This window comes from Paraburkholderia caledonica (assembly GCF_000383275.1).
GTDB classification, from domain to species: Bacteria; Pseudomonadota; Gammaproteobacteria; order Burkholderiales; family Burkholderiaceae; genus Paraburkholderia; species Paraburkholderia caledonica.
Map to the genome: position 1 here is coordinate 39,288 of NZ_KB911039.1, position 25,189 is coordinate 64,476.

Genomic DNA, 25,189 nt, shown 5'->3' on the forward strand with positions numbered 1-25,189 from the left:
ACGAATGATACACGCCGGGACGGCGGACGTGGGAAAGCCGCCCGCAAGGGGCGGCCGGCCGGCGCTACTGTCAGAAACGTTCGCCGGGCGGTGAAGCGGCTACCTTTAGCCCGTAACCGCGCCGCCGCCGGGCCGCACGCTTCGTGTCCTACTAGCCGCCGCTCGCTTCGGTCAACGTCAAATGTTTAGTCTCCGGCGCCCAGGCAATCGAAACGATCATGCCGACCAGCAGCACGGCCGCGAGCACGAACATTGTGATGTGAAAGCCGAGCGTGGCGATGCCGAGCGGCAACAGAAACGTCCCCACTGCGGAGCCGAGACGGCTGCAAGCAATGGCCAGTCCGACACCGCAGGCGCGTACTTCGGTGGGAAAACACTCGGGCGGGAACACGCCGACCAGGTTTGAGAATGCCGACATGGTCAGCGTGAAAATGCCGAACGCGACAATCATGGCGAGCGTCGCCGATTCCGGCAGCAAGCTGAGCGCGATCAGCGACACGCACGTCACCGCGAACGAGCCGATCAGGAAAACGCGCCGCGGCAGTTTGATCGTGAGCCAGATACCGATCAGCGCGCCAAGCACGAGAAAGCCGTTCAGCAGCAAATCCGCGCCTGAATCGTTGTTCAGATGAATAGCCTTCAGGATTGTCGGCAGAAACGTGTAGACCGCAAAGTACGGAATCACGAGGCACACAAAAAACGCGCAGTTAAAGATAGTCCGGCGAATCAGGTCTTTCTCGAAGAGACGCATGAATCCGCCAGCCGTTTGCGCGTGCTGGTCGTGAGCGCCGTCGAGCGTGACGTTCTCGCCGAAGTGCTTGAGCACGACCGACCTCGCCTCCGCAATCCTGCCTTTGCCGAGCAGCCAGCGCGGCGACTCGGGCGTGCCCATGCGCAACACCAGCACGATCAGCGCCGGAACGCCCGCCGAGGCGAGCAGCCAGCGCCATGCATCGGGCGAGGCGTCGGCGTAATGCATGCCGAGCACGTTCGCCACGACGTAACCAATCGTCCACACGACGCTGAACGACCCGAGCAATGTTCCGCGATGCTTACGCGGCGAGAATTCCGCGAGAATCGCATGTCCCACCGCAAAATCGCCGCCCATGCCGAAGCCGATCAATACGCGCAGCAAGCAGAGTTCGAAAGGCGAGTGCACATAGAACTGCGCAAACGCGGCCACGGTGATGATGACAAAGCTCAACAGAAAGATTTTTTGCCGCCCGAGCCGATCCGACAGCCAACCGAACACGAGGCTTCCAAAGAAAATACCCATCAGCGCCGAACTGCCGATCATGCCCATCCAGAATGCGTCGAGTGGCATTTGACGATTCATCGCGGCCAGCGCGTAGCCGATCGTGCCGAGCGCGAAACCTTCGGTGAAATGCGCGCCGAACGTGAGGCCGGCGATCTTCACGTGGAACGCGTTCAACGGCACGTCGTCGATGGAAATGGGGCGGTTCGCGGACGGCGCCGCAGCCGGGAAAGTGGGGGCGAGGCCGAGAGGGCTCGCCTGGACATCCTGATTACTCACGCTGTCTCCTTGATTTATTGGCTTTTTCGGGCGGCGAACGCGATGCGCTCCCGCCCGTATGAGGTCTGACGATCAGCGTCCGAGCCCGCCCATCATCATGTATTTGAGTTCGGTGTATTCATCGAGCCCATACTTCGATCCTTCGCGGCCGAGGCCCGATTGCTTGACGCCGCCAAACGGCGCGACTTCGGTGGACAGAATCCCTTCGTTAATGCCGACCATGCCGCTTTCGAGCGCCTCGCCCACGCGCCATGCACGCGCCAGATCGCGCGTATAGAAGTACGCGGACAGCCCGAACGGCGTCGCGTTGGCCGCGGCCACGGCTTCGTCTTCGGTCTTGAAGCGAAAACACGCGGCGACCGGTCCGAAGGTCTCTTCCTGCGCAATCAGCATCGAACTGGATGCATCGACGAGAACCGTCGGCTCATAAAAGGTGCCGCCAAGCGCATGCGGCTTTGCGCCGGTCAGCACCTTCGCGCCCTTTTGCAACGCGTCGGCCACATGCGCCTCCACCTTCGTCAGCGCGGCCTGATTGATCAGCGGCCCTTGTTCGACGTCGCCTTGCAACGCATTGCCCACGCGCATCTTGCGCGCCGCCTGCGCGAGCGCCAGCGTGAACGCATCGTAAATGCCGTCCTGGACGTAAAAGCGATTCACGCACACGCAGGTTTGTCCCGTGTTGCGGAACTTGGACGCCATCGCGCCTTGCACGGCGGCGTCGAGATCCGCGTCGTCGAACACGATGAACGGCGCGTTGCCGCCCAACTCCAGCGAGAGCTTCTTCAACGTATCCGCCGATTGCTTCGCGAGCAGCTTGCCCACGCGCGTGGAGCCCGTGAACGAGAGCTTGCGCACTACGTCGGATTCGGTGAGCGCGCCGCCAATTGCGACGGCATCGCCGGAGACCACGTTGAACACCCCCGGCGGAATGCCCGCCTTCTCTGCGAGCACGGCCAGCGCCAACGCGGACAGCGGCGTTTCCTCGGACGGCTTGAGGACCATCGTGCAACCGGCCGCCAGCGCGGGGCCCGCCTTGCGCGTGATCATCGCGAGCGGAAAATTCCACGGCGTGATGGCCGCGACCACGCCGACCGGTTCGCGCGTCACGATGATCTTCGCGTTCGGATTCGGACTCGGAATCACGTCGCCATATGCGCGCTTCGCTTCTTCGGCGAACCATTCGAAGAAGCTCGCCGCGTAGCCGACTTCGCCACGCGCTTCGGCGAGCGGCTTACCTTGTTCGCGGGTCAATAGCGCAGCAAGCGCATCGCGATGCTCGAGCATCAACTCGCCCCAACGCTTGACGCGCGCGCTGCGCTCTTTAGCCGTCAACGAGCGCCACGCGGGAAACGCCCGTTCCGCGGCGGCAATGGCTTGCGTCGCCTCCACCGCGCCGCCCTTAGCCACTTGCGCGATCACTTCGCCTGTCGCGGGATTGAGCACGGGATAAGTGCTTGCGCCTTCGTACCACTCGCCGCCGATGTAATGCCCTGTCCGGAGAAATTCGTTCATGCCGCTTCCTCCAGCTTCTCAGCGAACGCGTCTTGCGCAAGCCTCGGCTCGCGCGCGATGCGCTTGCCAGCGGTGTAGTCGTTGATCAGATCGCACGGCGTGTAATTGCGTTCGAGTTCGAAGATCTCTTCGTCTGACAGCGCCGTGCCGAGCGCGGCTATCGCGCTGTCGAACTGCGCCGGCGTGTCCGCGCCGACCAGCATGCTCGCCACACCTTCGTGCCTCAGCACCCACGCCTGCGCGATCTGCGCCGCGGACACGCCGCGACGGGCGGCCACGCGCGCCACCGACGACGCAATCTGCCGCGACACGTCATCGCCATACATTTGCGCGGTGAAGAAGTCGGTCTGATTGCGCGTCGAGTTGGCGTCGCTTGTTAGCAACCCGCGCGCAAGCGGGCTGAATACGGAGACACCGACGCCCTGATCCCTGCAATACGGGATCATCTCGCGCTCTTCCTCGCGATACGCGAGGTTCAGCTGCAACTGCATGTTGATCGGCTTATGCCAGCCGTTGCGTTCGCAAACCTGCATGATCTTCGCGAACTGCCACGTGTACATCGTGGAGACGCCGATATAGCGCGCCTTGCCCGCACGCACGATGTCGTTCAGCGCGCCCATGGTTTCCTCGACCGGCGTGTTCACGTCGAAGAAATGCAGCATGTAGATGTCGACGTAATCCATACCAAGGCGCGTGAGCGACCCGTCGATGCCGTCCATGATGTGCTTGCGCGAATGACCACCAGCGTTCTGGTATGCGCCCATGTCGTAGCCGACTTTGGTCGTCACGACGATCTCCTCGCGGCGCGCAAGGCGCTTCAGAATGCGGCCGACGACTTCTTCGCCGACGCCTGTGGAATAGAAATCGGCGAGGTCGATGAAATTGACGCCGGCTTCCAGCGCATGGCGAACGATCGGCTCGCTGCGCGCCTCGTCGAAAATCCAGGGCTTCCACTGGGGCGTGCCCATGTTCATCGTGCCGAGGCACAGACGCGAAACCTTCAGGCCGGATTGGCCGAGGCGAATGTATTCCATGAAAGGTGTCTCCTTGCAGATCAGGTGCGGCTGCTTTCGATCGAGGCCGCGATCAGCGTTGTTTGGGGGTGTAGAACGGGTTGGAGACGTCGCGCGCGGCGGCGAACACTTCGTCGCGATGCGGCAAGCCTTTCATCGCGGCAAGGATCGCGTTTCTGCACGCGCGGTAGTTGTTGTCGAAGACGGCGTCGAGATCGTCGGTCGATGGATTGACCCAGTTTGCGGACACGACAACCCAATCGTTCTCCGCTTCCGGAGGCAGCGTGCCGTTCTCCAACGACTCGGCCACCGCCTTCGCGATACCGGCTTGCGACGCGCCCCAGGTTGCGTTGCCATGGAAGTCGCTGCCGATCTGCGCCTTGTTCACGTAGAGCGTCAAAGGCTTGGTCGGCACGCCCGGACGCGCGATCACGACGAACGGTGCGTGACCCGTGGAAGGCGTCGCCAACGCGGTGGCGAACGCCTGGCCCGCCGGGCCGTTACGCGGGCCGACCAGCACGTTGATATGCGCGAGGTTGACGCCCGGTCCTTCGAATCCTTCGCCGATAAAAAGCTGTTTGTCCGTCGATACGCTCATGGTCTTTCCGTCAAGTTGAGTGGATGACCGATTGTGGCGTTCGGCATCCGCGACCATGTATCGATGAGTTTTGATCCGGGGTATGAGGCGAACTCAACTCCGGGTTTGTCCGGACCGCATAGAGAAAGCGGCGTGTTCGCGCAAAGCGGAACGCACGCATAGGTGAGGGTTTTCGGGACTGGCGACGTCGCGCCGTGCACGACGGCGAAAGGTGAGCACGCGCGAAGAGGTTCTTGCACCAACGACGCGGCGTTGCTTGCGCGTCGGCATCGACGAAGCGAACGCAGAGCCGCGTTTTTATCTTTGCGAACGATTCTTCGTACAGCCTGGGAACGCCCGCCAGCAAAGGCTGGCGCGGGTTTCGGACATGTCGGTGAGGCGCGGTCCCTACTTCGCACTCACCTCGGATTGGGTGCGCCCGGTGAAGAAGCCAGGCTCACCGAAGTATGTGGACCGGAGGCGCCGGTCGAGTGTGCGGACTCCAGGTTTCGACCTAAAGGTGAGCGTTTTCGGGGCCTGGCAGCGGTGCAGAAAAAACCGGGCGCAGCATCACTTCAGCAATGCGGACGACACGAAGCCTGCTAACCGCACCCTACGCTTCGATAAGAAAACGCTCGCGATTCTTGCCCGCGAGCCACGCAGGCGAGCGCCCGCGGCCGCTCCAGGTCTCGCCGGTTTTCGGGTTGCGATACTTGGCGACCGAAGCGGCTTTTCGCGCAACGGTGCGTGTATTCGCGAAACCGAGCTCTTCGGCGGTCAGGTCGTACTCGGCGATCTTCTGTTTGATGTCGGCGATCGCTTGCGCGACTTCCTTGTCACGAGCCGCCGCAACTTCCTTATGAAGCTTTTCGAGCTGAGCGGTCAACTGTTTGTATGAGGCCATCGCGAATGCTCCCATTGATTGTGGCGAACCGAAGTGCGGACGCTATCAGACAAATAAAACGCCGGATAGAGAGCCCTTCATTGTCCGGCGCTAAAAGTGCGGCCGGTCATCGCCGAAGCATGCGCACTCAATCGTCAATTGCATCGTACACGCGGCGCTCGAAGTCGACTGCCATGGGAAACGGCTCGATCGAACGGCGCTGGATCAGCATGATGCCGATCATGTCCTCGACCGGATCGGCGAACCAGCTCGTGCCGAAAGCGCCCGGCCAACCGAAGGAGCCGGTTGAGCGATAGCCTTGCGGAAGTTGCTGCGCCGGATCGTCGACGATCGACAAACCGAGGCCGAAGCCCTGGCCCGCCCACATCACATGACCGAACGCCGGGAGGCGGCGTTGATCGCGAGTCAGAAAATTCGAGCGCATCAGATCGACCGAGCGATGCGACAGCAAGCGCACATCGTCGACACGTCCACGCCGCAAAAGCAACTGCGCGAACTGCAGATAGTCCTGAGCGGTGGAGACGAGCCCGCCGCCGCCGCTCTGAAAACGCGCCGGATTGGCCCAGCGGCTCGCAGACGCATGATCCTCGACCACGCGCCGCCGCGTTTCCGGATCGACGCCATATGCGGTAGCCAGACGGGCGAGCTGCGGCTCGGGCACCCAGAACGCGGTGTCGCGCATGCCCAGCGGCTCGAAAATGCGCGTGCGGAAAAACTCCCCCAGCGGCATGCCGCTCACTCTCGCGATCAGCGCGCCGAGCACGTCGGTGGCGATGCCGTAATGCCAGCGCGAGCCCGGCTGAAACATCAGCGGCAATTGGGCGATGCGCTCGAGCCACGCGTTCACGTCGCCGTGCCCATCGACGCCGTTGAAAGCCGTCGCGTACGCCTGTGCCAGCGGGCCGGTCGCGGTGAAGTGGTAGGCGAAGCCCGCGCGATGCGTCAACAGATCCAGCACGGTAAGCGGCGTGCGCACAGGATCGGTCGCATCGAGCGGACCGCCGGGATCGCGCAACACGCGCGGCGACGACAGTTCGGGCAACCACTGCGCGATGGGCGCGTCGAGCGCGAGCCGATCTTCTTCGATCAGCATGAGAATGGCGGCGCTCGTCACCGGCTTGGTCATCGACGCGATGCGAAACAGCGTGTCGCGCTCCATCGGCAACTGCGCGGCTTCGTCGCGCAGACCGAGCGCCTCGAAGTAGCCGGTTTCGCCGCGGCGCCAGACGAGCGCCACCGCACCGGCGACATCGCCCCGGTCCACGTAACCCTGCAAGGTGCGCGTCAGGGCTGTCAGCCGAGCTGACGAAAATCCAGCTGCTTGCATGTCGATAGTGTGTCCTGGCTTAAGCGTCGTCTAAAGACGATAACGAGATGGCAGCGAGTTTGCAGCGCGCAGTGCTGGTCAGGCCTTCTGGCGCTCTTCCAACGCCGCGAGTGCGGCATTAAGACGTTTGATGCGACTGGCCTGTGTCGGCATGCGAACCGAGCCGGAAACCGAATCGATGCGGTTACGCCAATACGACAGCGGTATGCGGTCTTCGGCGGAAATGTGCGAAATGACGTGTTCGAGATGTTGGATGTCTTTTTCGAGTTGGTGATGATTCATTCTTTTCCCCGGAATACTCGTTGACTTAATTCGAAACGCAATGAAAAAGCACAACTGTGCCGTTCCTAACGTCTACTTCCGTTAGTCGGCAACTTCTTCCTCGCTTTTGCCGCGTGGTCTATTTATTCGGCAAAAGCTGCTGGTCGCATGCGCTGGCGAACCTGTGAAAACAGAATACTGCCGCGGGATTTCATGTTCCGTTACCTGCCGCACCGACTTCGCTTCAGTGCGAAAAAATACCGTGACTTTTTATGGATGTCGATCCATTAGGAATAAAAACCAACGTCGCTGATTAATATGCGAGTGGCATAGACACGGTTTTGTCTCCCACGCATTAGACGCATATATTTATGACGTTCGTGCACTTCTGAAAGCGCGCCCTCGGCGCAATAGTTCGCCGCTGAAGGCCGTAAGCATTTTGAATAGCGAGTTATGCGGGGCCGGCGTACAAATTGGGCGGCACAGTCCCGGCAAGACTATTGGACCAAAGGCAGTCGAACACTGCCTTCGGTCCTCACCCGCAAGGGCGCGGCCGCAGCGCTATTACTTTGCGCGGCAGGCGTAGATCAGGCTGAGCGTGCCATTGTTCGTGGACTGGCGAACCGCGTCGAACGCGCCGCCGCAGCCTGCGGCGGCCTGCTGCGAGCAGGAGTCGGAGCCAGCTGGACATTCAACGAGTGTGGTGACACGGCCGTCAGGCAAAAACAGCGGCGCGCTGCTGCTGCAACCGCCCAGTACCGTGCTCGCAACAACGACTGCCAACACAGAGGCACGGCGCGCGAAGAAAGAGAAGCTGCGGTTCATGTGAAACCCCGATCACGTCTTGTTTTTGGATCACACGATTGTGCCACGCGCCAATTGCGCTGCGTGCCCCGGTGAAGGCCGGCTTTGTCAAATCTCGATGCCGTGCGCCGCAATCTTTTTGTAAAGCGTTGCCCGCCCCATGCCGATCTGCGCGGCGGTGTCGATCACGCGCCCGCCGTTGGCGCGCAGTGCATCGCTGAGAAAGCGCTTCTCGAACGCCGCCATTGCGTCGTTCCACGACGGCGGCTCGATCTCCGGATTCCCCGCTTCGGCCACAGCCGGCGGCTGGGCGTGCGGCGCGCCTTGTACCGCGCTCGCGCTGAGTGCGCCGCCCTGCCCCGAACCGACGAACGGCGCAAGCGCACGCGCATCGATCCGCTCGCTGTCGGACAACATCACGGCCCGCTCAAGCGTATTGCGCAGTTCGCGCACATTGCCCGGCCATGCGTAGGCGCACAGCAAGCGCAATGCATCGTCCTGCAGTTCGTAGTGACTGCCGCCGCGCGCCTGCGTCGACAGGTCTTCGAGCATTGCGTAGGCGAGCGCTTCAATGTCAGAAGCGCGTTCGCGCAAAGGCGGTGCGTGGATCGTCAATACGTTCAGCCGATAGAACAAGTCCGCGCGGAAACGTCCCGCCGCCACGAGCGCGGGCAAATCGGCAGAGGTCGCCGCGATGATCCGCACGTCGGCGCGCACGATCCGGTTCGAACCGAGCGGCTCGAACTCCTTGTCCTGCAAAACTCGCAGCAGCTTGCCCTGCAACGGCAGCGGCATATCGCCGATTTCGTCGAGGAAAAGCGTGCCGCCGTTCGCCAGTTCGAACTTGCCGACGCGGCCCTTGCGATCCGCGCCGGTGTACGCGCCGGGCGCCGCGCCGAAGAACTCGACTTCGAGCAACGTATCCGGAATCGCCGCCACGTTCACCGTCACGAGTGGCTGGTTCGCGCGCGCCGAGCCGCCGTGGATTGCATGCGCGAGCAGCTCCTTGCCGGTGCCGGTCTCCCCCAGCAGAAGAACCGGCGATTCGAGTTGCGCCGCACGGCGCGCCTGGCGCTTGACCTCCAGGCTGGCCGCGCTCGTGCCGACAAAGCTGCCGAAGGTGTACTTAGCCCGGCGCGCCTGCGCAAGCGACTGGCGCGTCGCGATTAACTCTTCCTGCACGCGCGAATAGTGCGAAAAGAGCGGTGTAAGCGCCTTCAGTTCGTCAAACAGCGCGAAACCGACGGCGCCCACGGTTTCGCCTGCGTCGTCTTTCAGCGGCAGACGCGTGACGACGAGCGGCTCGCGATCCGTTTCCAGAATGTCGAGCAGAATCGGCTTGCCCGTCTTCACGACTTCGCGCATCAGGCTGTTTGGAATCACTGCTTCGCAATCCCGGCCAATGGCCTGCTCGGGATCCGCAAAGCCGAACCGCGCCGCATAACGCTTGTTGATCCAGACGACGCGCGCCTCGGCGTCGACAATGAACGTGCCTTCGCTGAAATTCTCGAAAGTGCGGAATAGCGAATCCATCGCGCGGCGCAGGACGTCGCTATAGGTGGCGGGAAGCCCCGCCCAGTCGTTCATCATGTTGTCGCTGTCTCCGGCTATCGTTCTATTAGTCGCTTGTCTCCATTCGTGGACAAGCTTATCTCATCGAAGAGATCGCCGACAAGCCTGTACAACAACGGTCCCGCCATGACGCAAGTCTAGACGGAGCGATTCACGTCCCCGTTTGGAGACGTTTAGGTACAATCTGCGGCAACACGTCTCATGGTTTTGTCCGCTACGGCCCCGCGCATCGGCGCGCGAGCCGTTACCGGGCGCATGGCATGGAACCTGCATTCGCGGGCGCCGTGTCGTGTCTAGCCAAGACGGCGTTCACGTAGAACAAACCAAGCTTCTGGAGACTCAATGTCCTTTGTCATCGTCCTTGCCGCGCTGGCGTTTCTGATGTTCGCCGCCTATCGCGGCTACAGCGTCATTCTCTTCGCACCGATCGCCGCTCTCGGCGCCGTCCTTCTGGTCGATCCGGCCGCCGTTGCACCGGTTTTCACCGGCATCTTCATGGAGAAGATGGTCGGCTTCGTCAAGCTCTACTTCCCCGTATTCCTGCTGGGCGCCGTGTTCGGCAAGGTCATCGAACTATCCGGTTTCTCCGAGTCGATCGTGGCCGCCGCGATTCGCTACATTGGCCGCTCACGCGCGAACGCCGTGATCGTCGCTGTGTGCGCGCTGCTTACCTATGGCGGCGTATCGCTGTTCGTGGTGGTGTTCGCGGTCTATCCGTTCGCCGCTGAGTTGTATCGCCAGAGCAATATTCCAAAGCGCCTGATGCCTGGCGCCATTGCACTGGGCGCGTTCTCGTTCACGATGGACTCGCTGCCCGGCACGCCGCAAATCCAGAACATCATTCCGACGACGTTCTTCAAAACGACCTCGTGGGCCGCGCCCGCGCTCGGCGTGATCGGCTCGCTGTTCATTATCGTGGTCGGCCTCAGCTATCTCGAGTGGCGCCGCCGCGCCGCGATGGCAACCGGCGAAGGCTATGGCACGGAACTCGTCAACGAACCGGAACGCGTCGAGTCGAAGCAGCTGCCGCATCCGTTGCTCGCGGTCGCGCCGCTGGTGCTGGTCGGCGTCGCGAACTTCGTGCTGACTCGCTGGATTCCCACGGCGTACGGCGTTTCATATACCGTCGCGCCGGACATCCTGCCGGGCGTCCACGCGCCGCTTACCACGACGATCAAGACAGTCGTGGCGATCTGGGCTGTCGAAGGCGCGCTCTTGCTCGGCATCGTCATGGTCGTGCTGACAGCGTTCGGCCGGGTGCGCGAGCGCTTTGCAGTCGGCACCAAGGCGGCAGTGGCGGGCGCGCTGCTGGCGTCGCTGAATACCGCTTCCGAATATGGCTTCGGCGGTGTCATCGCCGCGTTGCCGGGTTTCCTCGTGGTGAGCGACGCGCTGAAAAGCATTCCGAACCCGCTCGTCAACGCAGCCGTGTCGGTCAGCTCGCTGGCGGGCATTACGGGTTCTGCGTCCGGCGGCATGAGCATCGCGCTTGCGGCCATGTCGGATGTGTTCATCAAGGGCGCAGAGGCCGCGCATATTCCGATGGAAGTGCTGCACCGCGTGGTCGCAATGGCCAGCGGCGGCATGGACACGCTGCCGCATAACGGCGCGGTCATCACGCTGCTGGCGGTGACCGGATTGACGCACCGTCAGTCCTATCGCGACATCTTCGCGGTGACGGTCATCAAGACGCTGGCTGTTTTCTTCGTGATCGCCGTTTATTACACGACCGGGCTCGTTTAAGCGCGGGCTTGCAGGGGACGATGCCGGCCGCCTCGCCGGCATCGTGAGTTTTGATCGGTTATCTTGTCAGCCCGACATTCGAAGCCATGACCGGCATTCCCAATGAGCTCAACCCCCGCTTTCTGGATGATTCCCGGCGCTCCTACGCCGGTCGGCCCGTTTTCCCACGCCACTGAAGCCGACGGCTGGGTTTTCCTCACGGGTCAGATGCCGACCTCCCCCACCGACGACGCCGCACCGCTTCCCGAAGGCGTAGTCGCGCAGACCCGTCGCGTGATGGACAACCTCGTGCTGGTTCTCAAGGGTCTCGATCTCGGCCTGCAACACGTGGTCGCCGCACGCATTTTCCTGACGGAGTTCAAGCGCGATTACGCCGCGATGAACGAAATCTACCGCGTGTACTTTCCCGCCGACGCGCTGCCGTCGCGCACTTGCATCGGCGTGACCGCGCTGGCGCGCGACGCACTGGTGGAAATCGACTTCATCGCACGACGGCCGGGCTGAGCGGCAACGGTGCGCGTGGTCAATGCGGTCGATGCGGGGTCAATGCAGTCAATGCGTCGACGGCTCGTCCATGCCGTAGTGATCGCACAGCGCCTCGTGCAACGACACGGCGCGCTCGTCCATTTCGGTCGTCCAGCTTTCGCTGTCGTTGCACAGCCGTTGTAGTTGCCTACACTCTTCAACGAACCTCGGCTCCTGCACGATCACGAACGCGCCGCTCGCGCTATGCGCCCAGCCGGCCAACGCCTGCCGGTCTTCTTCATCGACAATGGCGAGTAGCCGCGGCAAATCGTTTTTCAAGTGCTCCTTGAGCATGGCGGTGTAACGCGCTTTCTCGTCTGCGGCGAGTCTGGCGCCCGTTGCGGCGACGGACGCAGGAGCGGCACCCGGTGCGGCCTTTTCCGGCACGGCAGGCGCCACAGCGAGCAGTGCAGCCTGAAGTTCGCCCAACGAAGCAGGCTTCGAGACGTAACCGCTGAAACCACGCTCATGCCAGCTTTGCGCTTCCTGATTTTCGGCCACCGCGCTGAAGGCAAGCACGGGCACGTCGGCGTCCAGCTTGCGCAGTGCGGCGAGGAACTCGAAGCCGTCCATGGCCGGCATGTGGATGTCGGTCAGTACGACGTCGAAATGCGTCCGTTCGAAAAAGCCGAGCGCCATTCTGCCGTCACCGGCGATGGTCGGCGCGCATCCGAGCGTGGCAAGCTGTTCCGCGATCAAGGTTTGAATCAGCGGATTGTCTTCCGCAACGAGAATGGTGAGGCCTTGCAGCGCGGGATGCGTCGTCAGCACAGGCGCCGCCGCCGAATCCATTCGCGGTGCCGCCGGCACCTCGCACGGCGCGGCAACCGGCTTGCCCTCGACGGCCAGCTCGATCGCAGTCCGGACTGCCGTTCCGCTGAACTCCGTCACTTCGAGTACGCCTTCCGCGCGCATTTGCGGTCGTTGCGGACCGGCTCGAGTTACCCAGACGGCAGGCACCGGCTGCAACGCCCGCAACGAGGCGATGACGTCGAGGTCGTACGCGCCCGAAACAATCAGCGCCGTCGGGCGGTTCACTTGCAACCACGCGCGCGCGGCCGCGAGTGCGGGTACCACGTGCGCGCTCCAGCCGAAGTGCTCGAGCCATCGGCGGAACAGTTCGGCGACCTGCGAATCCTGACACAGCGCGAGCAGCATTCCGCGCTTTTCCACCACGGGCGCCGGCCTCGCCGGCTTCTCATCCGGCGGGGCAGCGAGCGGAATCGACACGTTGAATACGCTGCCGACGCTCACCACGCTCTCGGCCGAAATCGTGCCGCCCATCAACTGGCAGAGGCGCGCACAGATCACGAGTCCGAGACCGGTACTTTCCGCGCCGCGCGACGCACCAGCCTCGCCTTGCACGAACGGCTTGAAAAGCCGCGTGACCAGTTCCTGAGTCATGCCCGGCCCGGAATCCGACACGCGGCAATTGAGGATCGGACGGCCTTGCGCATCGTCGATAAGGTCGGCTTGCAGCATGATCTTGCCGCTCGACGTGAACTTGAATGCGTTGCTCAACAGATTGTTGATGACCTGCGCGATCCGCATTCTGTCGCCGACAACCGTTCGGTCGAGCGCCGGCGAAAGCAGTGAAAAGAAACGGACAGGGCGATCGCCGGCCATCGCCGCATAGGAAAGCGCAATGCTCTCGAATGCCTCGAGTAGAGGAAACGGTTCGCGCACCAGAAGCATTTCGCCGGCATCGATCTTGGAGAAGTCGAGAATATCGTTGACGACGCGGCGCAGCGCATCACCCGCCACATTCAGGGCGGCGAGCCGCTGCGCGTGCGCTTCAAGCCCCGGCGTGCGCGCGAAGAGTTCGAGATTGCCGAGCAGCGCATTCAGAGGCGTGCGAATTTCGTGGCTCATTGCGGCAAAGAAGTTGGTGCGTGCGCGCATCATCGCGTCAGACGCTTGCTGCGCGTCCCGCAACTGTTGTTCGAGCGCGTGCTGCGCGGTCACATCGAGAATCGCGCAGAACAACACGTGCTCGCCGGCATAGCGGGCGGGTGCGTAGGTGATTTGCAGGAATTGCGCGGGTGCGGCGCCGGCTTCCGGCGCCGCAGTTGCCTGGGCATTCGCGGGCACTAGCGTCGCAGGCTGAGATGGCGGCTGCGCCGGCGCGACAAAAGCGGCGATCCGTGCAAACGCGGCGGCCGAGGTCTGCTCGGGTGCCCGAGGGAGAAACCCGGCAGCGATATGCGGCGGCAACCGGCTTGTGCCGGGCTCGATTTGCAGCAGTTCGGCGGCGAGCGCGTTTGCCGTCAATATCGAATAGTCGCTTCGCCGCACGATGCACAGTCCAATCGGCGTCGCGCTTACCAGAATGTGGTTGAGGGTGTCGCTTTCCAGCGCGCGCGAAGTCTCGGCAAACGCACTGCGCAAAAGCCGCAGACCGAACAAACGCGCGGTCAGCGCAATGGCCAACATGACCAGAAACGCGAGGCTACCGATTACTGCCAGTTGCCAGCCCAGCGCCGCGGCCAACCCGCCCCAGGGCACATAGCCGACGAGCGAGCCGAAGCCCGGCATGAGCGGCTCGTAGAAGATCGCGCCTTCGCGCTCATAGTGAAAAACGTGGGGCGGAGTCGCGGCCACTGCGCGTTGCAGCATCGCGCCGGTTTGCGCGTCGAGCGCAGCGGAAGACACCAGAATGCGGCGATCGGGCGCCATCAGCAATGTGGCGCCCGCGCTGCCGGGCGGCGCAATGCGCGCGGCGAGCACATTGAGCGGAATGCTCGCGCTGATGAGCGTGACAGGTTTGTCGCCCTCGTAATACGCGCTTACCGCCGAGATCACCGGCGTGTTTTGCAGAGGATCTCGATACGGTCCGACCCACAGGCGCTCACCCTTGCCGGGCACGCGCTTGCCGGTTTGCGACTTGAGCTCGCGCTCGATCGTCTCCCTCAGCACACCTGCGAGCGCCGCTTGCTGAGCAGACGTGGCGAAGCGCGCCGCCCCGCTGTTCGGCCCGGCGGCAGAGCCCGCCAGCGAAGGAAGAATCACGGCGTAGTCTTCATCGACGCCGATCAGCGTCGCCCGCTGTTCGAGTTCGAACGCCTGTTGCGTGACAAGCGTGGATTGCGCCGACTCATAAAGCCGCCCCAGTTTGTCGCCGAGTCGGGCGCCCCAGGCGGCGCGAGTGGACTGCCCAATGACGACGTCGAACTCCGCGTCGACTCTGTCCACCGTGCCGCGCGCCGCGCCCGTCTGTGCGATGGATTGCTCGACCGCCTCGGGCGCGCGCCGCACGTCCGTTGCGCCGTAGTAGTAGTCGAGGGTAAATTCGGCGCGCCGCAGGAAGGACTCTTCTCGATGCAGCAGCAACGACAGATCGGTTGCATTCTGCGACGTGAACGTGCGGCGATATTCCAGCTGCTTGAACGCAGCCACGACCGCGATGACCAGCGCAAAAACAGCCACCATCAGCATCAATGAGCCGATTGTCGCGAGATAGACCCGTTGCTGGCGCTTCGCAGTCTTCGCGAGCGATGCGAACGCGTATTCGAGCGACTCTTGACTTCGATCAAGGATTTTCTGCATCAGATCACGTGCGTGCGGTTCGCGCAGGCAGACCACTGCGGTCTTTAGCGGACTGCGTCTGCTGGCCTGTATCGGCGCAGTGTAGTCGCTTTGACGGTGTCGCGCGATGCATCCGGCACTTTTAACGCGGTCTGCCGCCAAGGCGTTCCCGAACCCTGCGTTAACGGCGCCACGGGCTTGAACCTGAGTGGATTAGTGGGAAACCCTCAAGGCACCCGCACTTCATGCCGTTATTCCTTGCAACACTGTAAGACCGCGCACTGTGCGGGGTGAGCATCAGCAAGGAAAGTCATGCGCAATAACCAGCCTGTCACCGGGCAAGAGTACGAATTCCCGTCGTCGCAAATGCTTGTTTCCGCGACCGACCTGACCGGCCGCATCGAATATTGCAATCCGGCTTTTATCGCCGTTTCCGGCTATACCCATGAAGAGCTCGTCGGCCAGCCGCACAATCTGATCCGCCATCCGGACATGCCGCGCGAAGCGTTCGCGGACATGTGGGCAACGATTCGCGACGGACGTCCGTGGACTGCGCTCGTCAAGAACCGCCGCAAGAACGGCGACCACTATTGGGTTCATGCGAACGTCACGCCGGTGGTCAAGAAAGGTGCCGTGGTGGGCTATCTCAGCGTGCGCGTGAAGCCGGCGCGTGACGCTGTGCGCGCTGCCGAAGCGTTGTACTCCCGCATGCGGGCAGGCGAGGCGCGCGGGATAAAGCTGCGTCGCGGCATGATCGTGCGCACGGGTTTGCCTGGTCGGCTGCAAGCACTGACACGCCTGCCCGTGGCGACGCGCGCCGCTTTCGGCTATGCGCTCACGCCGCTCGCGCTCGCGGCGGCCGGCCTCGCGGCGTGGCAAGGCGCGCCGCCAACGCCGTTCTGGATCGCGTTCGGCGTGGCCAGTGCCGTCAGTCTGGTTTCATGGCGTCTGCTCGCGCGGCATGTGGCTGCGCCGGTGCGCGACATGAGCGGATTCGCGACCCGGCTCGCCGCAGGAGATCTGACTGTCGATCTGGAGATCGCGCGTCACGACGACCTGGGCGATGTGCTGCAAGCATTGAATCAGTTGAAGGCCAACCTGGCCGCGATCGTCTATGACGTGCGCGAGCAGATCAACGGCATGCTCGATAACGCGCGGGAGATTTCAAGCGGCAACGTGGACCTCGCTCGCCGTACGGAACTGCAGGCCGCGTCGCTTGAAGAAACCGCCGCCACGATGGAAGAGCTGACCACCACCGTGCAAGCGAACGCGGACGCCAGCGTGCGCGCGCTCGACCTCGCGAAAGACGCGCAGGCCGCGGCGGCCGAAGGCGGCAAGATCGCCGGCCAGGTCGAGCAGACCATGGCGGGCATTACGGCCGCATCGCGGCGCATTGCCGACATTACCGGAGTGATTGACGGCATCGCTTTCCAGACCAACATTCTGGCGCTGAACGCCGCCGTCGAAGCGGCGCGCGCGGGCGAAGCAGGCCGCTCGTTCGCCGTGGTCGCGGGCGAGGTGCGGATGCTTGCGCAACGTTGCGCGGCGTCGTCGAAGGAGATCAAATCCGTGGTCGAGGCAAGCGCGGCGGAAGTCGCGGCGGGCACCGACTTGGTGGCGCGCACCACCTCTCAAATGCGTGCAATCGACGAAGCGGTCGAGCGGGTGTCGTCGATCATTGTCGAAGTAGCGAACGCGAGCAGCGAACAGGCCGAGGGCATTCGCCAGGTGAACCAGGCTGTTTCGCATCTCGATGGCGCGACCCAGCAAAACGCCGCGCTCGTCGAACAGGCGGCGTCCACGGCGCAGCGTCTCGCCGCGCAGGCGGACGTGCTAAGCGAGGCCGTCCGTCTGTTCACGGTTGCGGACACGGCGCCTGCGTCGCGCGTTGTTGCTCGCACGCGTCAGCGCGCGCCAGCCAATGCGGCGCACGAGCTAGCATCAGCAGCCACGCTTGCGCATGGACAGCACGATGCTCATCCCGCGGAGCATGACGAGGCGGTCCCGGTTGTTCATTGATGACGCATCGACGTTGCATTGAGGCCGCATTGATCCGATAGATCGGCATTACTCCTACCTCGACAGCGGGATATTGACGCCGTACCGTGCAAGCGTCGCTGCCCAATGGATGTATGGACAGACTGACCCGAGTAACAACGGCGTTGAGCGGCCCGTCCCAAACAGACGGGCCGTTTTTTTCGCGCGATCTATGCTGATGGAGCGCGCACGTCGATGCGCGCCTTCCTGCGCGCAGAATCATGCCGCTTGCTACTGACGGAGACACAGATGATCGAGTCCAACTCGCGAGGCGCCGCTTCACGCGATCCGTTGTCTTTGCATCTGACTGCCATGGCGCGCAACAACGCATGGTCGAACCTGCGCCTTTACCGCGCGTGCCTGAGCTTGACCGACGAAGCATTCGCCGCGCGCAGGGTGAGCTTCTTTCCTTCGTTGCAACTCACGTTGAATCACGTTTTGCTCGTGGACCGTTACTACTACGACGCGCTTGTCGGCGGCGGCCAGGGCCTCACGATTTTCGACGACGAATTGCCCTTTCCACGCGCCACTCAACTGTGGGACGCCCAGGCGCGAAGCGATAGCGACCTGCTGGCCTTTTGCGAGTCGCTGACGGGCAGCGACTTGAACCGTGAGGTGGAGATCGACCGCGGTCCGTCTGTCGGCGTTCAACGGGAGAGCATCGGCAAGGTGCTGCCTCATCTCTTCGTGCATCAGATCCATCATCGCGGGCAGGTTCATGCGATGTTGAGCGGCTCCGACGCGGCGCCGCCACAACTGGACGAGTTCTTTCTCGACGGCGATGCGCCGTTGCGCGCCTCCGAGATGCTGGACCTGGAACGCGTGCGCGAATCTCACAACCGACCGTTGTAGTGGAGCGACGGCCGGACGTTGCCTATGGTCCGGCGAGCGCGACCTACCGAGCATTGCTTCGGGCGTTTTTGCCGATCGCCTGTTCGCTGACCTCCCGCGACGCATAACCACACTGCGCGTCAGCAGCATGACATTGCAGGAGAAGAACTGCACCGCCACGGGGCACGAAAAATGCGCCCGTCGTCGCAACGAGTCGCGTTAAACTCATTGCCACAGGTGAACGCCACTGCACGCACCGGGCTCGCGGCCCGCGGGCTTAGGTGCACGGCGGCGTTCGGGCAAGCAGGCGCACGCAACGGTCAATCGCCAAAGCGTGAACATTGCGCGACAGACGGCGCGTCATGCTGCCCGTACAATGGTTCGATCAACAACGGATTAAGGACAACTTCGATGCGCACTACCGGGTCCTCCGGGTCAATGGCCCTGCTCACCGAATACGACGACGCAACCGGGCGCGAACTGCGTTCGCTGCGCCTCGAGTCGACAGAAGACGGCAAAGGCATCCTTCTGATCGAGGTCGATGAGCGCAAGCCCGGCATACATCGGGAAGTACGCTATGAAATCACGCCGGCCGAGCTGATCGCGGCAATCCGCGCGCACGGCGCCGAGTTGCCGGGCGAGCAGCACAATCATCGTCAATAACGTAATCGCGCGGCGCAGCGCATCAGCGTGATCGCCGCGTGCGCAGTAGAAAGCGCGGCACTGCAGGCGCCGCGCACCATTACCGGCATCTTCGCGCGCCACCTCTGTTCAGGCTGCGCGAGATTCAATCGTCTTTCATTTTGTTCGGCTCGCGCTGGTTGACATTCACAGCGCGCGCAGCGCGCGGACCGAAGGCGCGGCGGTAACGCTTCCAACCCCGAATAACCGGGGTTTTTCAAGGGCTTTGCACGCCTTGAAAATGGTCCATAATCGCTCCATTCTCCTTTGCTTCCCTACTGCGCACCGTGCCTGAAAAGGCCGCGGATGTAAGTCGATGCTACATGATCTCGTCGAGCAATACGGACCGGCGCTCATTTTTGCCAACGTGCTGGCGGCCTCTATCGGCCTGCCGGTACCGGCTATGCCGTCGCTCGTGTTGTTTGGCGCAATGGCCGCCATGCATCCCGGCTCCGTCGGCACGCAACTGCTGCCGGTACTCGTGCTGTCCATCTTTGCAACGCTGATCGGCGACAGCGCGTGGTATCTGGCCGGCCGTCTGTATGGCGGCAACACGCTGAAAACCATCTGCCGCCTGTCGCTGTCGCGTGACACGTGCGTGAAGAAAACCGAGCGATTTTTCGGGCGCTGGGGCGTGCGCGTGCTGGCCGTCGCCAAGTTCGTTCCTGGCCTGTCGATCGTGTCTATTCCAATGGCGGGCGCAATGGGCACCCGTTACCGCACGTTCCTCACCTACGACAGCATCGGTGCCGCGTTGTGGTCGGGCACGGGGCTTATCGTCGGCGCGTTGTTCGCGCATCAGATCGACATGGTGTTCGCTGCCGCCGGGCGCCTCGGCCGCACCGCGGGCGTCGTCGCTATTGCGCTGTTGCTGTTGTATGCGGCGTATCGCTGGATTCGGCGTCGTCAGTTGATCAACAAGCTGGCGTCGGCTCGCATTGAAGTCGACGAACTCGCCACGCTGGTCGAGGCGGGCAAGACGCCGGTGCTGTTCGACATCCGTTCGCACGAGAAGCGCAAGCTCGATCCGTTCGTGATTCCGGGCTCGCAATTCGCCGACGAGCGGCAGCTCGATCAGATCGTCGCCACGTATCCGCGCGACCAGAAGCTCGTGATTTATTGTTCGTGTCCCAATGAAATTTCGGCCGCATGGATGGCCAAGCAGTTGAACGAAGCAGGCTTCGACGACGTGCTGCCGTTGCGCGGCGGCATGGAAGCCTGGCGCGACTCCGGCAGGCCCGTCGAGGCCTTGCCCGGCATGCCGCCGCCCGAGGCCGCAGTCGAGCACATCGCGCCGAAAGCGGTTTGACGCCGCGGCGCTTCCGCTTGCGCGCTTTTGCGTGCGCGCCGTTGCGCCTTCGTTCAGTCAATCAATGAACACTGAAGGAGCGGTTCAATGCTTTCCGTTTCAGAACCCGAAACACAATCGGAAGCGGTAGTCGCCGACGCCCCGTTTTCGAATCTGTCCACGCGCATGCATCAGATGTTCCCCGCGCTCACCGAAGCGGAGATCGATCGCGTGCGCCGGTTTGGTGAACCGAGCCACTGGGAAGCCGGCGAACTGCTGTTCGAGACCGGCCACACCGGTCCAGGCATGTTCGTGCTGCTCGAAGGGCGCGTGAAGGTCTATCAACGCGACGGCATCGGCCGTGAAGTGGTGATCGGCGAACACGGGCCGGGGCATTTCCTTGCCGAGGTCGGCCAATTGTCGGGACGCCACGCGCTCGTCAACGGTATGGCGCTCAGCGCGGTGCGAGCGTTGCTCATTCCGCCGGAGAAGCTGCGCGCACTGCTCGTGGCCGAAGCCGAATTGGGCGAGCGCATCATGCGCGCGCTGATTCTGCGGCGCGTGTCGTTGATCGAAAAAGGCGCGGGCGGCCCGATCCTGATCGGCAGCAGCACCGACGCGCGCCTCGTGATGTTGCAAGGCTTTCTGTCGCGCAACGGTCATCCGCATTCCACGATCGACGAATGCGACGAGGACGCGTTGCGTCTCGTCGAGCAATTCGGCGCGCAGCAGGAAGACATGCCGCTCGTCATCTGTCCGGACGGCTCGGTGCTGCGTCATCCGAGCATGCCGGAACTGGCGACCTCGCTCGGCCTGCTGCCAGATCTGGACGCCTCGCTGGTCTATGACGTCGCAATCGTGGGCGCAGGACCGGCCGGACTCGCCACTGCAGTGTATGCGGCGTCCGAAGGACTCTCGGTCATCGTGCTCGATAGCCGCGCGCCGGGTGGCCAGGCCGGTGCAAGCTCGCGAATCGAAAACTACCTCGGCTTTCCGACCGGCATTTCGGGTCAAGCGTTGGCCGGACGCGCGTTCGTGCAGGCGCAGAAATTCGGCGCGCACGTGGCGATTCCCGTCCACGTAAAAGCGCTGCATTGCGGGGAGGCGCCGTACCGGCTCGAACTGAAGTGCGGCGGTCATATCAGCGCGCGCACGATCGTGATCGCGAGCGGTGCGGTGTACCGGCGCCCCGCGCTCGAAGGGCTCGACCGTTTCGACGGACGCGGCGTCTACTACTGGGCGTCGCCTGTCGAGGCGAAGCTGTGCAAGCGCCAGGAAGTCGTGCTGGTCGGCGGCGGCAATTCGGCCGGCCAGGCGATCGTCTATCTGGCGACGCATGCAGCGAAGGTCCACGTGCTGATCCGGCGCAGCGGCTTCGAAGCCACCATGTCGCGCTATCTGATCGACCGCATCCGCTCGCTGCCGAACGTCGTCGTGCATCCGAATTCGGAGATCGGCCGCCTTGTCGCGGACGAAAGCGGGCTTGCGTCGGTCGCTCTGAAAAAGCCCTTGCCCGATGGCACCGACCACATCGACACGCGGCATCTGTTCCTGTTCACCGGGGCGGACCCGAACACCGACTGGCTGCGCACATGCGGCGTCGAACTCGACGAAAAGGGCTTTGTGCTGACGGGCACCAGCGCGGACGGCGTGTCGGCATGCGATCTCGCAACGACCGTGAAGGGCGTGTACGCGATCGGCGACGCGCGCGCGGGCTCGACTAAGCGCGTGGCGGCGGCGGTCGGCGAAGGCGCGGCGGTGGTCGCGCAGATTCACCAGATACTGGCGGTTTCAGCGGACGAAGCAGTCGCATCCGTGGCTTGAGCTTGAGTTTGAGTTTGAGCTTCACTTTCGGCGAGGACCGCCGCACGTACACGGGCGGTCCAAAGCAAAAGCTGCCGGCCAGGCTGCCGGGTAATGCTCTGTTACACACGCCTTCAACTCGTTGCACCTGCTTTTCTTTCTGTCTCGTAAGATCCATGTCAGCCATTCGACAGTGAATGGCCGATCGTTGGAAACAGCAATCGTCTTGCTGGGACACAGGAGAGAAGCATGAACAAACGCGCGATCTTCTTCGCCGCCTTCGGACTTGCCGCCGCCTGCGCATCGACTGCCGCTTCTGCTCGCGTCGACGTGGGCGTGTTCGTCAACACGCCGGGCCCAATCTACGCCGCGCCGCCAGTCATGTACGCCCCGCCGCCGGTCGTCTATGCGCCTCAGCCCGTCTACGGTTACGGCTACCGCGACGACTATTACCGGGGCCACCGCTGGCATCACGATCATGGCCGTCATCGCGGCTGGGACAAGCATCACGGGCGCGGCTGGTAGGCTTTGAGCGCGTGCCGCGGAGCCCTGGCTGCGCTGTTTGTGGTGCTGACGACGCGGCGCATCCGGGCGCGGCCGTTCGTGCACCGACATAGGCAGTTTCAGGTGGCCCATTTGACGTTTCTCCTGCGACTCGCTTGCCATCGCCAGCGTCCGCCTCGACCACCTGCCGCTTGGTTGGCGGCCACTTCGGGCTCAGTCTCGGCCAGTCCACGACTCATCTGCCGCTTCGTCGTTGCACCACCTTTGATGCGCAGCGCGCTGGCATCAACCTCCGCTTTGCATTCACGCTACAGTAGCGTCTGCTGATTCAGGTCAGGCTCGCGCCTTCTCATCGCAGTCACTCACTGAACAATCTCCGCGTGAAGACTCTTCCGCTTTCCGCCGCCCGCACGCTGCATCTGGCCGCACAAGGTCTGCTGACACCGCCGCGCCGCAAGGCCGTGAAAGCCGACGTGCTCGACGCGATCCGCCGCATGGCGCAATTGCAGATCGACACGATTCACGTTGTCGCGCGCAGCCCATATCTCGTGCTCTTCAGCCGGCTCGGCGCGTATGCGCAGCAATGGCTCGACGAACATCTCGCCGAAGGCAAGCTGTTCGAGTACTGGTCGCATGAAGCGTGCTTCGTGCCGATCGAAGACTACGGCCTGCTGCGTCATCGCATGCTGGACCCGAGCGGCATGGGCTGGAAGTACGCGGCCGACTGGCACAACAAGCATCGCGAAGACATTGAGAAACTACTGGCGCACATTCGCGCCACGGGACCGGTGCGCTCGGCGGATTTCGCTCGCGAGTCGGGCAAGGGCAACGGTTGGTGGGACTGGAAGCCGGAGAAGCGCCATCTGGAAGTGCTCTTCGCCATCGGTCAACTCATGGTGGCAGAGCGGCGCAATTTTCAGCGCGTCTACGACGTCACCGAACGCGTCTTGCCGGACTGGAACGACGCACGCGATCTGCCACCGTCGCATGTCGTCACCGATGAACTGCTGCGCCGCACTTGCCGGGCGCTCGGCGTCGCGCGGGCCGACTGGGTGGCGGATTATTACCGTCTGCCGCGCCGCCCGTATCGCGACGAGCTTCATGCGCTCGCGGAGCGCGGCGAATTGATTCCCGTGCAAGTGGTCGGCTGGAAGCAGGACACGTTCGTGCACCGCGACCTCGCGCCCATGCTCGACGACGCCGCGAGCGGCAAACTCGCCTCGACGGTGACGACCGTACTTTCGCCGTTCGATCCTGTGGTGTGGGACCGCAAACGCGCCGCCGCGCTGTTCGACTTCGACTATGCAATCGAGTGTTATACGCCGGCGGCGAAGCGCAAATACGGTTACTTCGTGCTGCCGCTACTGAGCCGCGGGCGGCTGGTAGGCCGCGTCGATGCGAAGGCGCACCGCGCGCAAGGCATTTTCGAACTGAAGTCCGTGCATATGGAAGCGGGCGTGCGTCCGAGCGCCCGGCTCGCTGGCGACCTGCGGCGCGCGTTGCAACGGTGCGCGGATTGGCACGGCACGCCGCAATTGCAAATCACATGGGCGTCGCCGGAATGGGAGGACGCATTGAGCGTTGATGAGTGCGTCGAAGAGTAAGCGCGCCGCCGTCCTGTGCAGTCAATGCAGCGCCGACCATGCAAGCGAGAGCGAAAAGACGCCGAGCAGGATCGACGCGCCGCGCTGGATTTTCGCCGGATCGAGCCAACGCAGCTTGCCGCTGCCCAGCGCCGCGCCGAAAGCGATCCATGCGAGCGCAATCGGCACGAGCAGGCACACGAAGATCAGCATGGCCGAGAGATAAGCGGGCCAATGCGCGAAAGCGGCGGCGGGAAAAATAGTGCCCGCGAACAGCAAGGCTTTGGGATTGAGCAGCGTCGCAATGAACAGCGTGCGCATGCCGCTCGCGCGCGGCGTCGAGTCGGGTAGCGCGACTGCCGCGCGCCACATATCGATGGCCAGCCACGCGATGTACAAACCCGCCGCCACGCGCAGCAACGCGGGCAGCCATGGCAGCGCATGCGCGGCTTGCGCCAGGAACCGTCCCCAGACGGAAATAGAAACCAGGTAGCCGGCGAGTTCAGCGGCGATAAGCGGTAGCGACCGCTGCAGGCCTTGGCGCAAACCTGCCGACGCAAGCAATGTATTAGTCGGACCCGGCGTAATCAGCACGACGATAATGCCGACGGCCAACAACGCGGTAGCGGACGCAGAGAACATGGAAAAGGCGCAATGTTGAGAACAGTGCGCCTTTTTATCACAGACGGCGACTCGGCCAGCACTTGACTTGGCGACGAGGCGCGAGGAGGGATCGCTGTCGTTAAGGGTTAGCCGTAAAGTCAGGCGCAAAACGCTAAACGCCAATTGCTGATGGCAAGCGTCAAGGCCCAACCAACGTTCAGTGTTCCAGCTTCGCGCGCAGTTCCCGCGCAGCTTCCAGCAGCCCTTCATATCCCGAACGCGCGTGTTCGGGCAAGTCAGGATCGCCGACGAACGTGCCGAGCGTTTCGATCAGGCTGTACAGAATCCCCTTTGCAGCACCTGACGCAATGCTGCCGGACGATACCTGCTGATCCACGTGACTGAGCGCTGCGTCGAGGTTTTCCAGATTGGGCCGGTCGCCGGTGGGCGGCGTAGGCGTTACGTCTTGCGTCATGATGAAGCGTCTCCCCGTATGAAGCGGTAAACGAGCGATCCTTTCACGTTGTTATATACCGATCGCGGGTTGCCGTCTATTCGTGAT

21 protein-coding genes are annotated in these 25,189 nt (G+C 63.1%); 9 read left to right on the top strand and 12 right to left on the bottom strand.

Annotation, left to right across the window (positions count from 1 at the left end; all coding sequences use genetic code 11):
* Positions 1-151 precede the first annotated feature (151 nt).
* From H281_RS0118235 to H281_RS0118275, 9 genes are all read right to left on the bottom strand, one after another.
* Positions 152-1,534, bottom strand: a complete 1,383-nt coding sequence (locus tag H281_RS0118235; RefSeq protein ID WP_020068587.1) for an MFS transporter — start codon at positions 1,532-1,534, stop codon at positions 152-154.
* Between the two features lie 72 nt (positions 1,535-1,606).
* Positions 1,607-3,046, bottom strand: coding sequence for an NAD-dependent succinate-semialdehyde dehydrogenase (locus H281_RS0118240; RefSeq protein WP_020068588.1), 1,440 nt, complete (start codon positions 3,044-3,046; stop codon positions 1,607-1,609).
* On the bottom strand, positions 3,043-4,080 hold the full coding sequence (locus tag H281_RS0118245) for an aldo/keto reductase (protein WP_020068589.1): 1,038 nt from the start codon (positions 4,078-4,080) through the stop codon (positions 3,043-3,045). The genes H281_RS0118240 and H281_RS0118245 overlap by 4 nt, the downstream gene beginning before the upstream one ends.
* A 52-nt stretch (positions 4,081-4,132) precedes the next feature.
* Positions 4,133-4,657 (bottom strand): formaldehyde-activating enzyme, encoded by a 525-nt coding sequence (gene fae / locus H281_RS0118250; protein WP_020068590.1) that lies wholly within the window; start codon positions 4,655-4,657, stop codon positions 4,133-4,135.
* A gap of 592 nt (positions 4,658-5,249) precedes the next feature.
* The gene (locus H281_RS0118255; protein ID WP_020068591.1) at positions 5,250-5,540 is read right to left on the bottom strand and encodes an H-NS histone family protein; all 291 of its coding nucleotides are present in this window, start codon (positions 5,538-5,540) and stop codon (positions 5,250-5,252) included.
* Positions 5,541-5,667: 127 nt separating this feature from the next.
* Positions 5,668-6,867: a serine hydrolase domain-containing protein gene (locus H281_RS0118260; protein WP_020068592.1), complete on the bottom strand. Its 1,200-nt coding sequence runs from the start codon at positions 6,865-6,867 to the stop codon at positions 5,668-5,670.
* 78 nt (positions 6,868-6,945) lie between these two features.
* A complete protein-coding gene (locus H281_RS0118265; RefSeq protein ID WP_020068593.1) occupies positions 6,946-7,149 on the bottom strand; it encodes a hypothetical protein in 204 nt (67 codons plus the stop codon).
* 543 nt (positions 7,150-7,692) lie between these two features.
* The gene (locus H281_RS37330) at positions 7,693-7,953 is read right to left on the bottom strand and encodes a hypothetical protein (RefSeq protein WP_020068594.1); all 261 of its coding nucleotides are present in this window, start codon (positions 7,951-7,953) and stop codon (positions 7,693-7,695) included.
* Between the two features lie 87 nt (positions 7,954-8,040).
* Complete coding sequence (locus tag H281_RS0118275) at positions 8,041-9,522, bottom strand: sigma-54 interaction domain-containing protein (protein WP_020068595.1); 1,482 nt, start codon at positions 9,520-9,522, stop codon at positions 8,041-8,043.
* Positions 9,523-9,846: 324 nt separating this feature from the next.
* On the opposite strand from H281_RS0118275, the gene H281_RS0118280 reads away from it, so the two are divergent.
* Both H281_RS0118280 and H281_RS0118285 read left to right on the top strand, forming a co-directional pair.
* A complete protein-coding gene (locus tag H281_RS0118280) occupies positions 9,847-11,247 on the top strand; it encodes a GntP family permease (RefSeq protein WP_020068596.1) in 1,401 nt (466 codons plus the stop codon).
* A gap of 102 nt (positions 11,248-11,349) precedes the next feature.
* Complete coding sequence (locus H281_RS0118285) at positions 11,350-11,751, top strand: RidA family protein (RefSeq protein ID WP_027804731.1); 402 nt, start codon at positions 11,350-11,352, stop codon at positions 11,749-11,751.
* 48 nt (positions 11,752-11,799) lie between these two features.
* Here H281_RS0118285 and H281_RS0118290 read toward each other — a convergent pair whose 3' ends face one another.
* Positions 11,800-15,318, bottom strand: a complete 3,519-nt coding sequence (locus H281_RS0118290; protein WP_027804732.1) for a response regulator — start codon at positions 15,316-15,318, stop codon at positions 11,800-11,802.
* A gap of 291 nt (positions 15,319-15,609) precedes the next feature.
* On the opposite strand from H281_RS0118290, the gene H281_RS0118295 reads away from it, so the two are divergent.
* The 7 genes from H281_RS0118295 (at position 15,610) to H281_RS0118330 (ending at position 24,045) form a co-directional block, all read left to right on the top strand.
* Positions 15,610-17,316: a methyl-accepting chemotaxis protein gene (locus H281_RS0118295; RefSeq protein WP_020068599.1), complete on the top strand. Its 1,707-nt coding sequence runs from the start codon at positions 15,610-15,612 to the stop codon at positions 17,314-17,316.
* A 267-nt stretch (positions 17,317-17,583) separates the two neighbouring features.
* On the top strand, positions 17,584-18,186 hold the full coding sequence (locus tag H281_RS0118300; RefSeq protein ID WP_020068600.1) for a DinB family protein: 603 nt from the start codon (positions 17,584-17,586) through the stop codon (positions 18,184-18,186).
* Positions 18,187-18,576: 390 nt separating this feature from the next.
* Positions 18,577-18,828, top strand: a complete 252-nt coding sequence (locus H281_RS0118305) for a hypothetical protein (protein ID WP_027804733.1) — start codon at positions 18,577-18,579, stop codon at positions 18,826-18,828.
* Between the two features lie 334 nt (positions 18,829-19,162).
* Positions 19,163-20,155 (top strand): DedA family protein/thiosulfate sulfurtransferase GlpE, encoded by a 993-nt coding sequence (locus H281_RS0118315; RefSeq protein WP_020068603.1) that lies wholly within the window; start codon positions 19,163-19,165, stop codon positions 20,153-20,155.
* A gap of 87 nt (positions 20,156-20,242) precedes the next feature.
* Complete coding sequence (locus H281_RS0118320) at positions 20,243-21,958, top strand: FAD-dependent oxidoreductase (protein WP_020068604.1); 1,716 nt, start codon at positions 20,243-20,245, stop codon at positions 21,956-21,958.
* A 228-nt stretch (positions 21,959-22,186) separates the two neighbouring features.
* Entirely contained in the window at positions 22,187-22,462 is a 276-nt protein-coding gene (locus tag H281_RS0118325) for a hypothetical protein (protein ID WP_020068605.1), read from the top strand.
* A gap of 359 nt (positions 22,463-22,821) precedes the next feature.
* Positions 22,822-24,045 carry a winged helix-turn-helix domain-containing protein gene (locus H281_RS0118330; RefSeq protein ID WP_020068606.1) on the top strand — a complete coding sequence of 408 codons (1,224 nt, stop codon included), beginning with the start codon at positions 22,822-22,824 and terminating at the stop codon, positions 24,043-24,045.
* A gap of 21 nt (positions 24,046-24,066) precedes the next feature.
* Here the strand turns inward: H281_RS0118330 and H281_RS0118335 are convergent, their stop codons facing one another.
* Together H281_RS0118335 and H281_RS0118340 are read right to left on the bottom strand one after the other, a co-directional pair.
* Positions 24,067-24,666: a LysE family translocator gene (locus H281_RS0118335; protein WP_020068607.1), complete on the bottom strand. Its 600-nt coding sequence runs from the start codon at positions 24,664-24,666 to the stop codon at positions 24,067-24,069.
* A 178-nt stretch (positions 24,667-24,844) separates the two neighbouring features.
* Positions 24,845-25,102: a hypothetical protein gene (locus H281_RS0118340; protein WP_020068608.1), complete on the bottom strand. Its 258-nt coding sequence runs from the start codon at positions 25,100-25,102 to the stop codon at positions 24,845-24,847.
* Between the last annotated feature and the right edge of the window lie 87 nt (positions 25,103-25,189).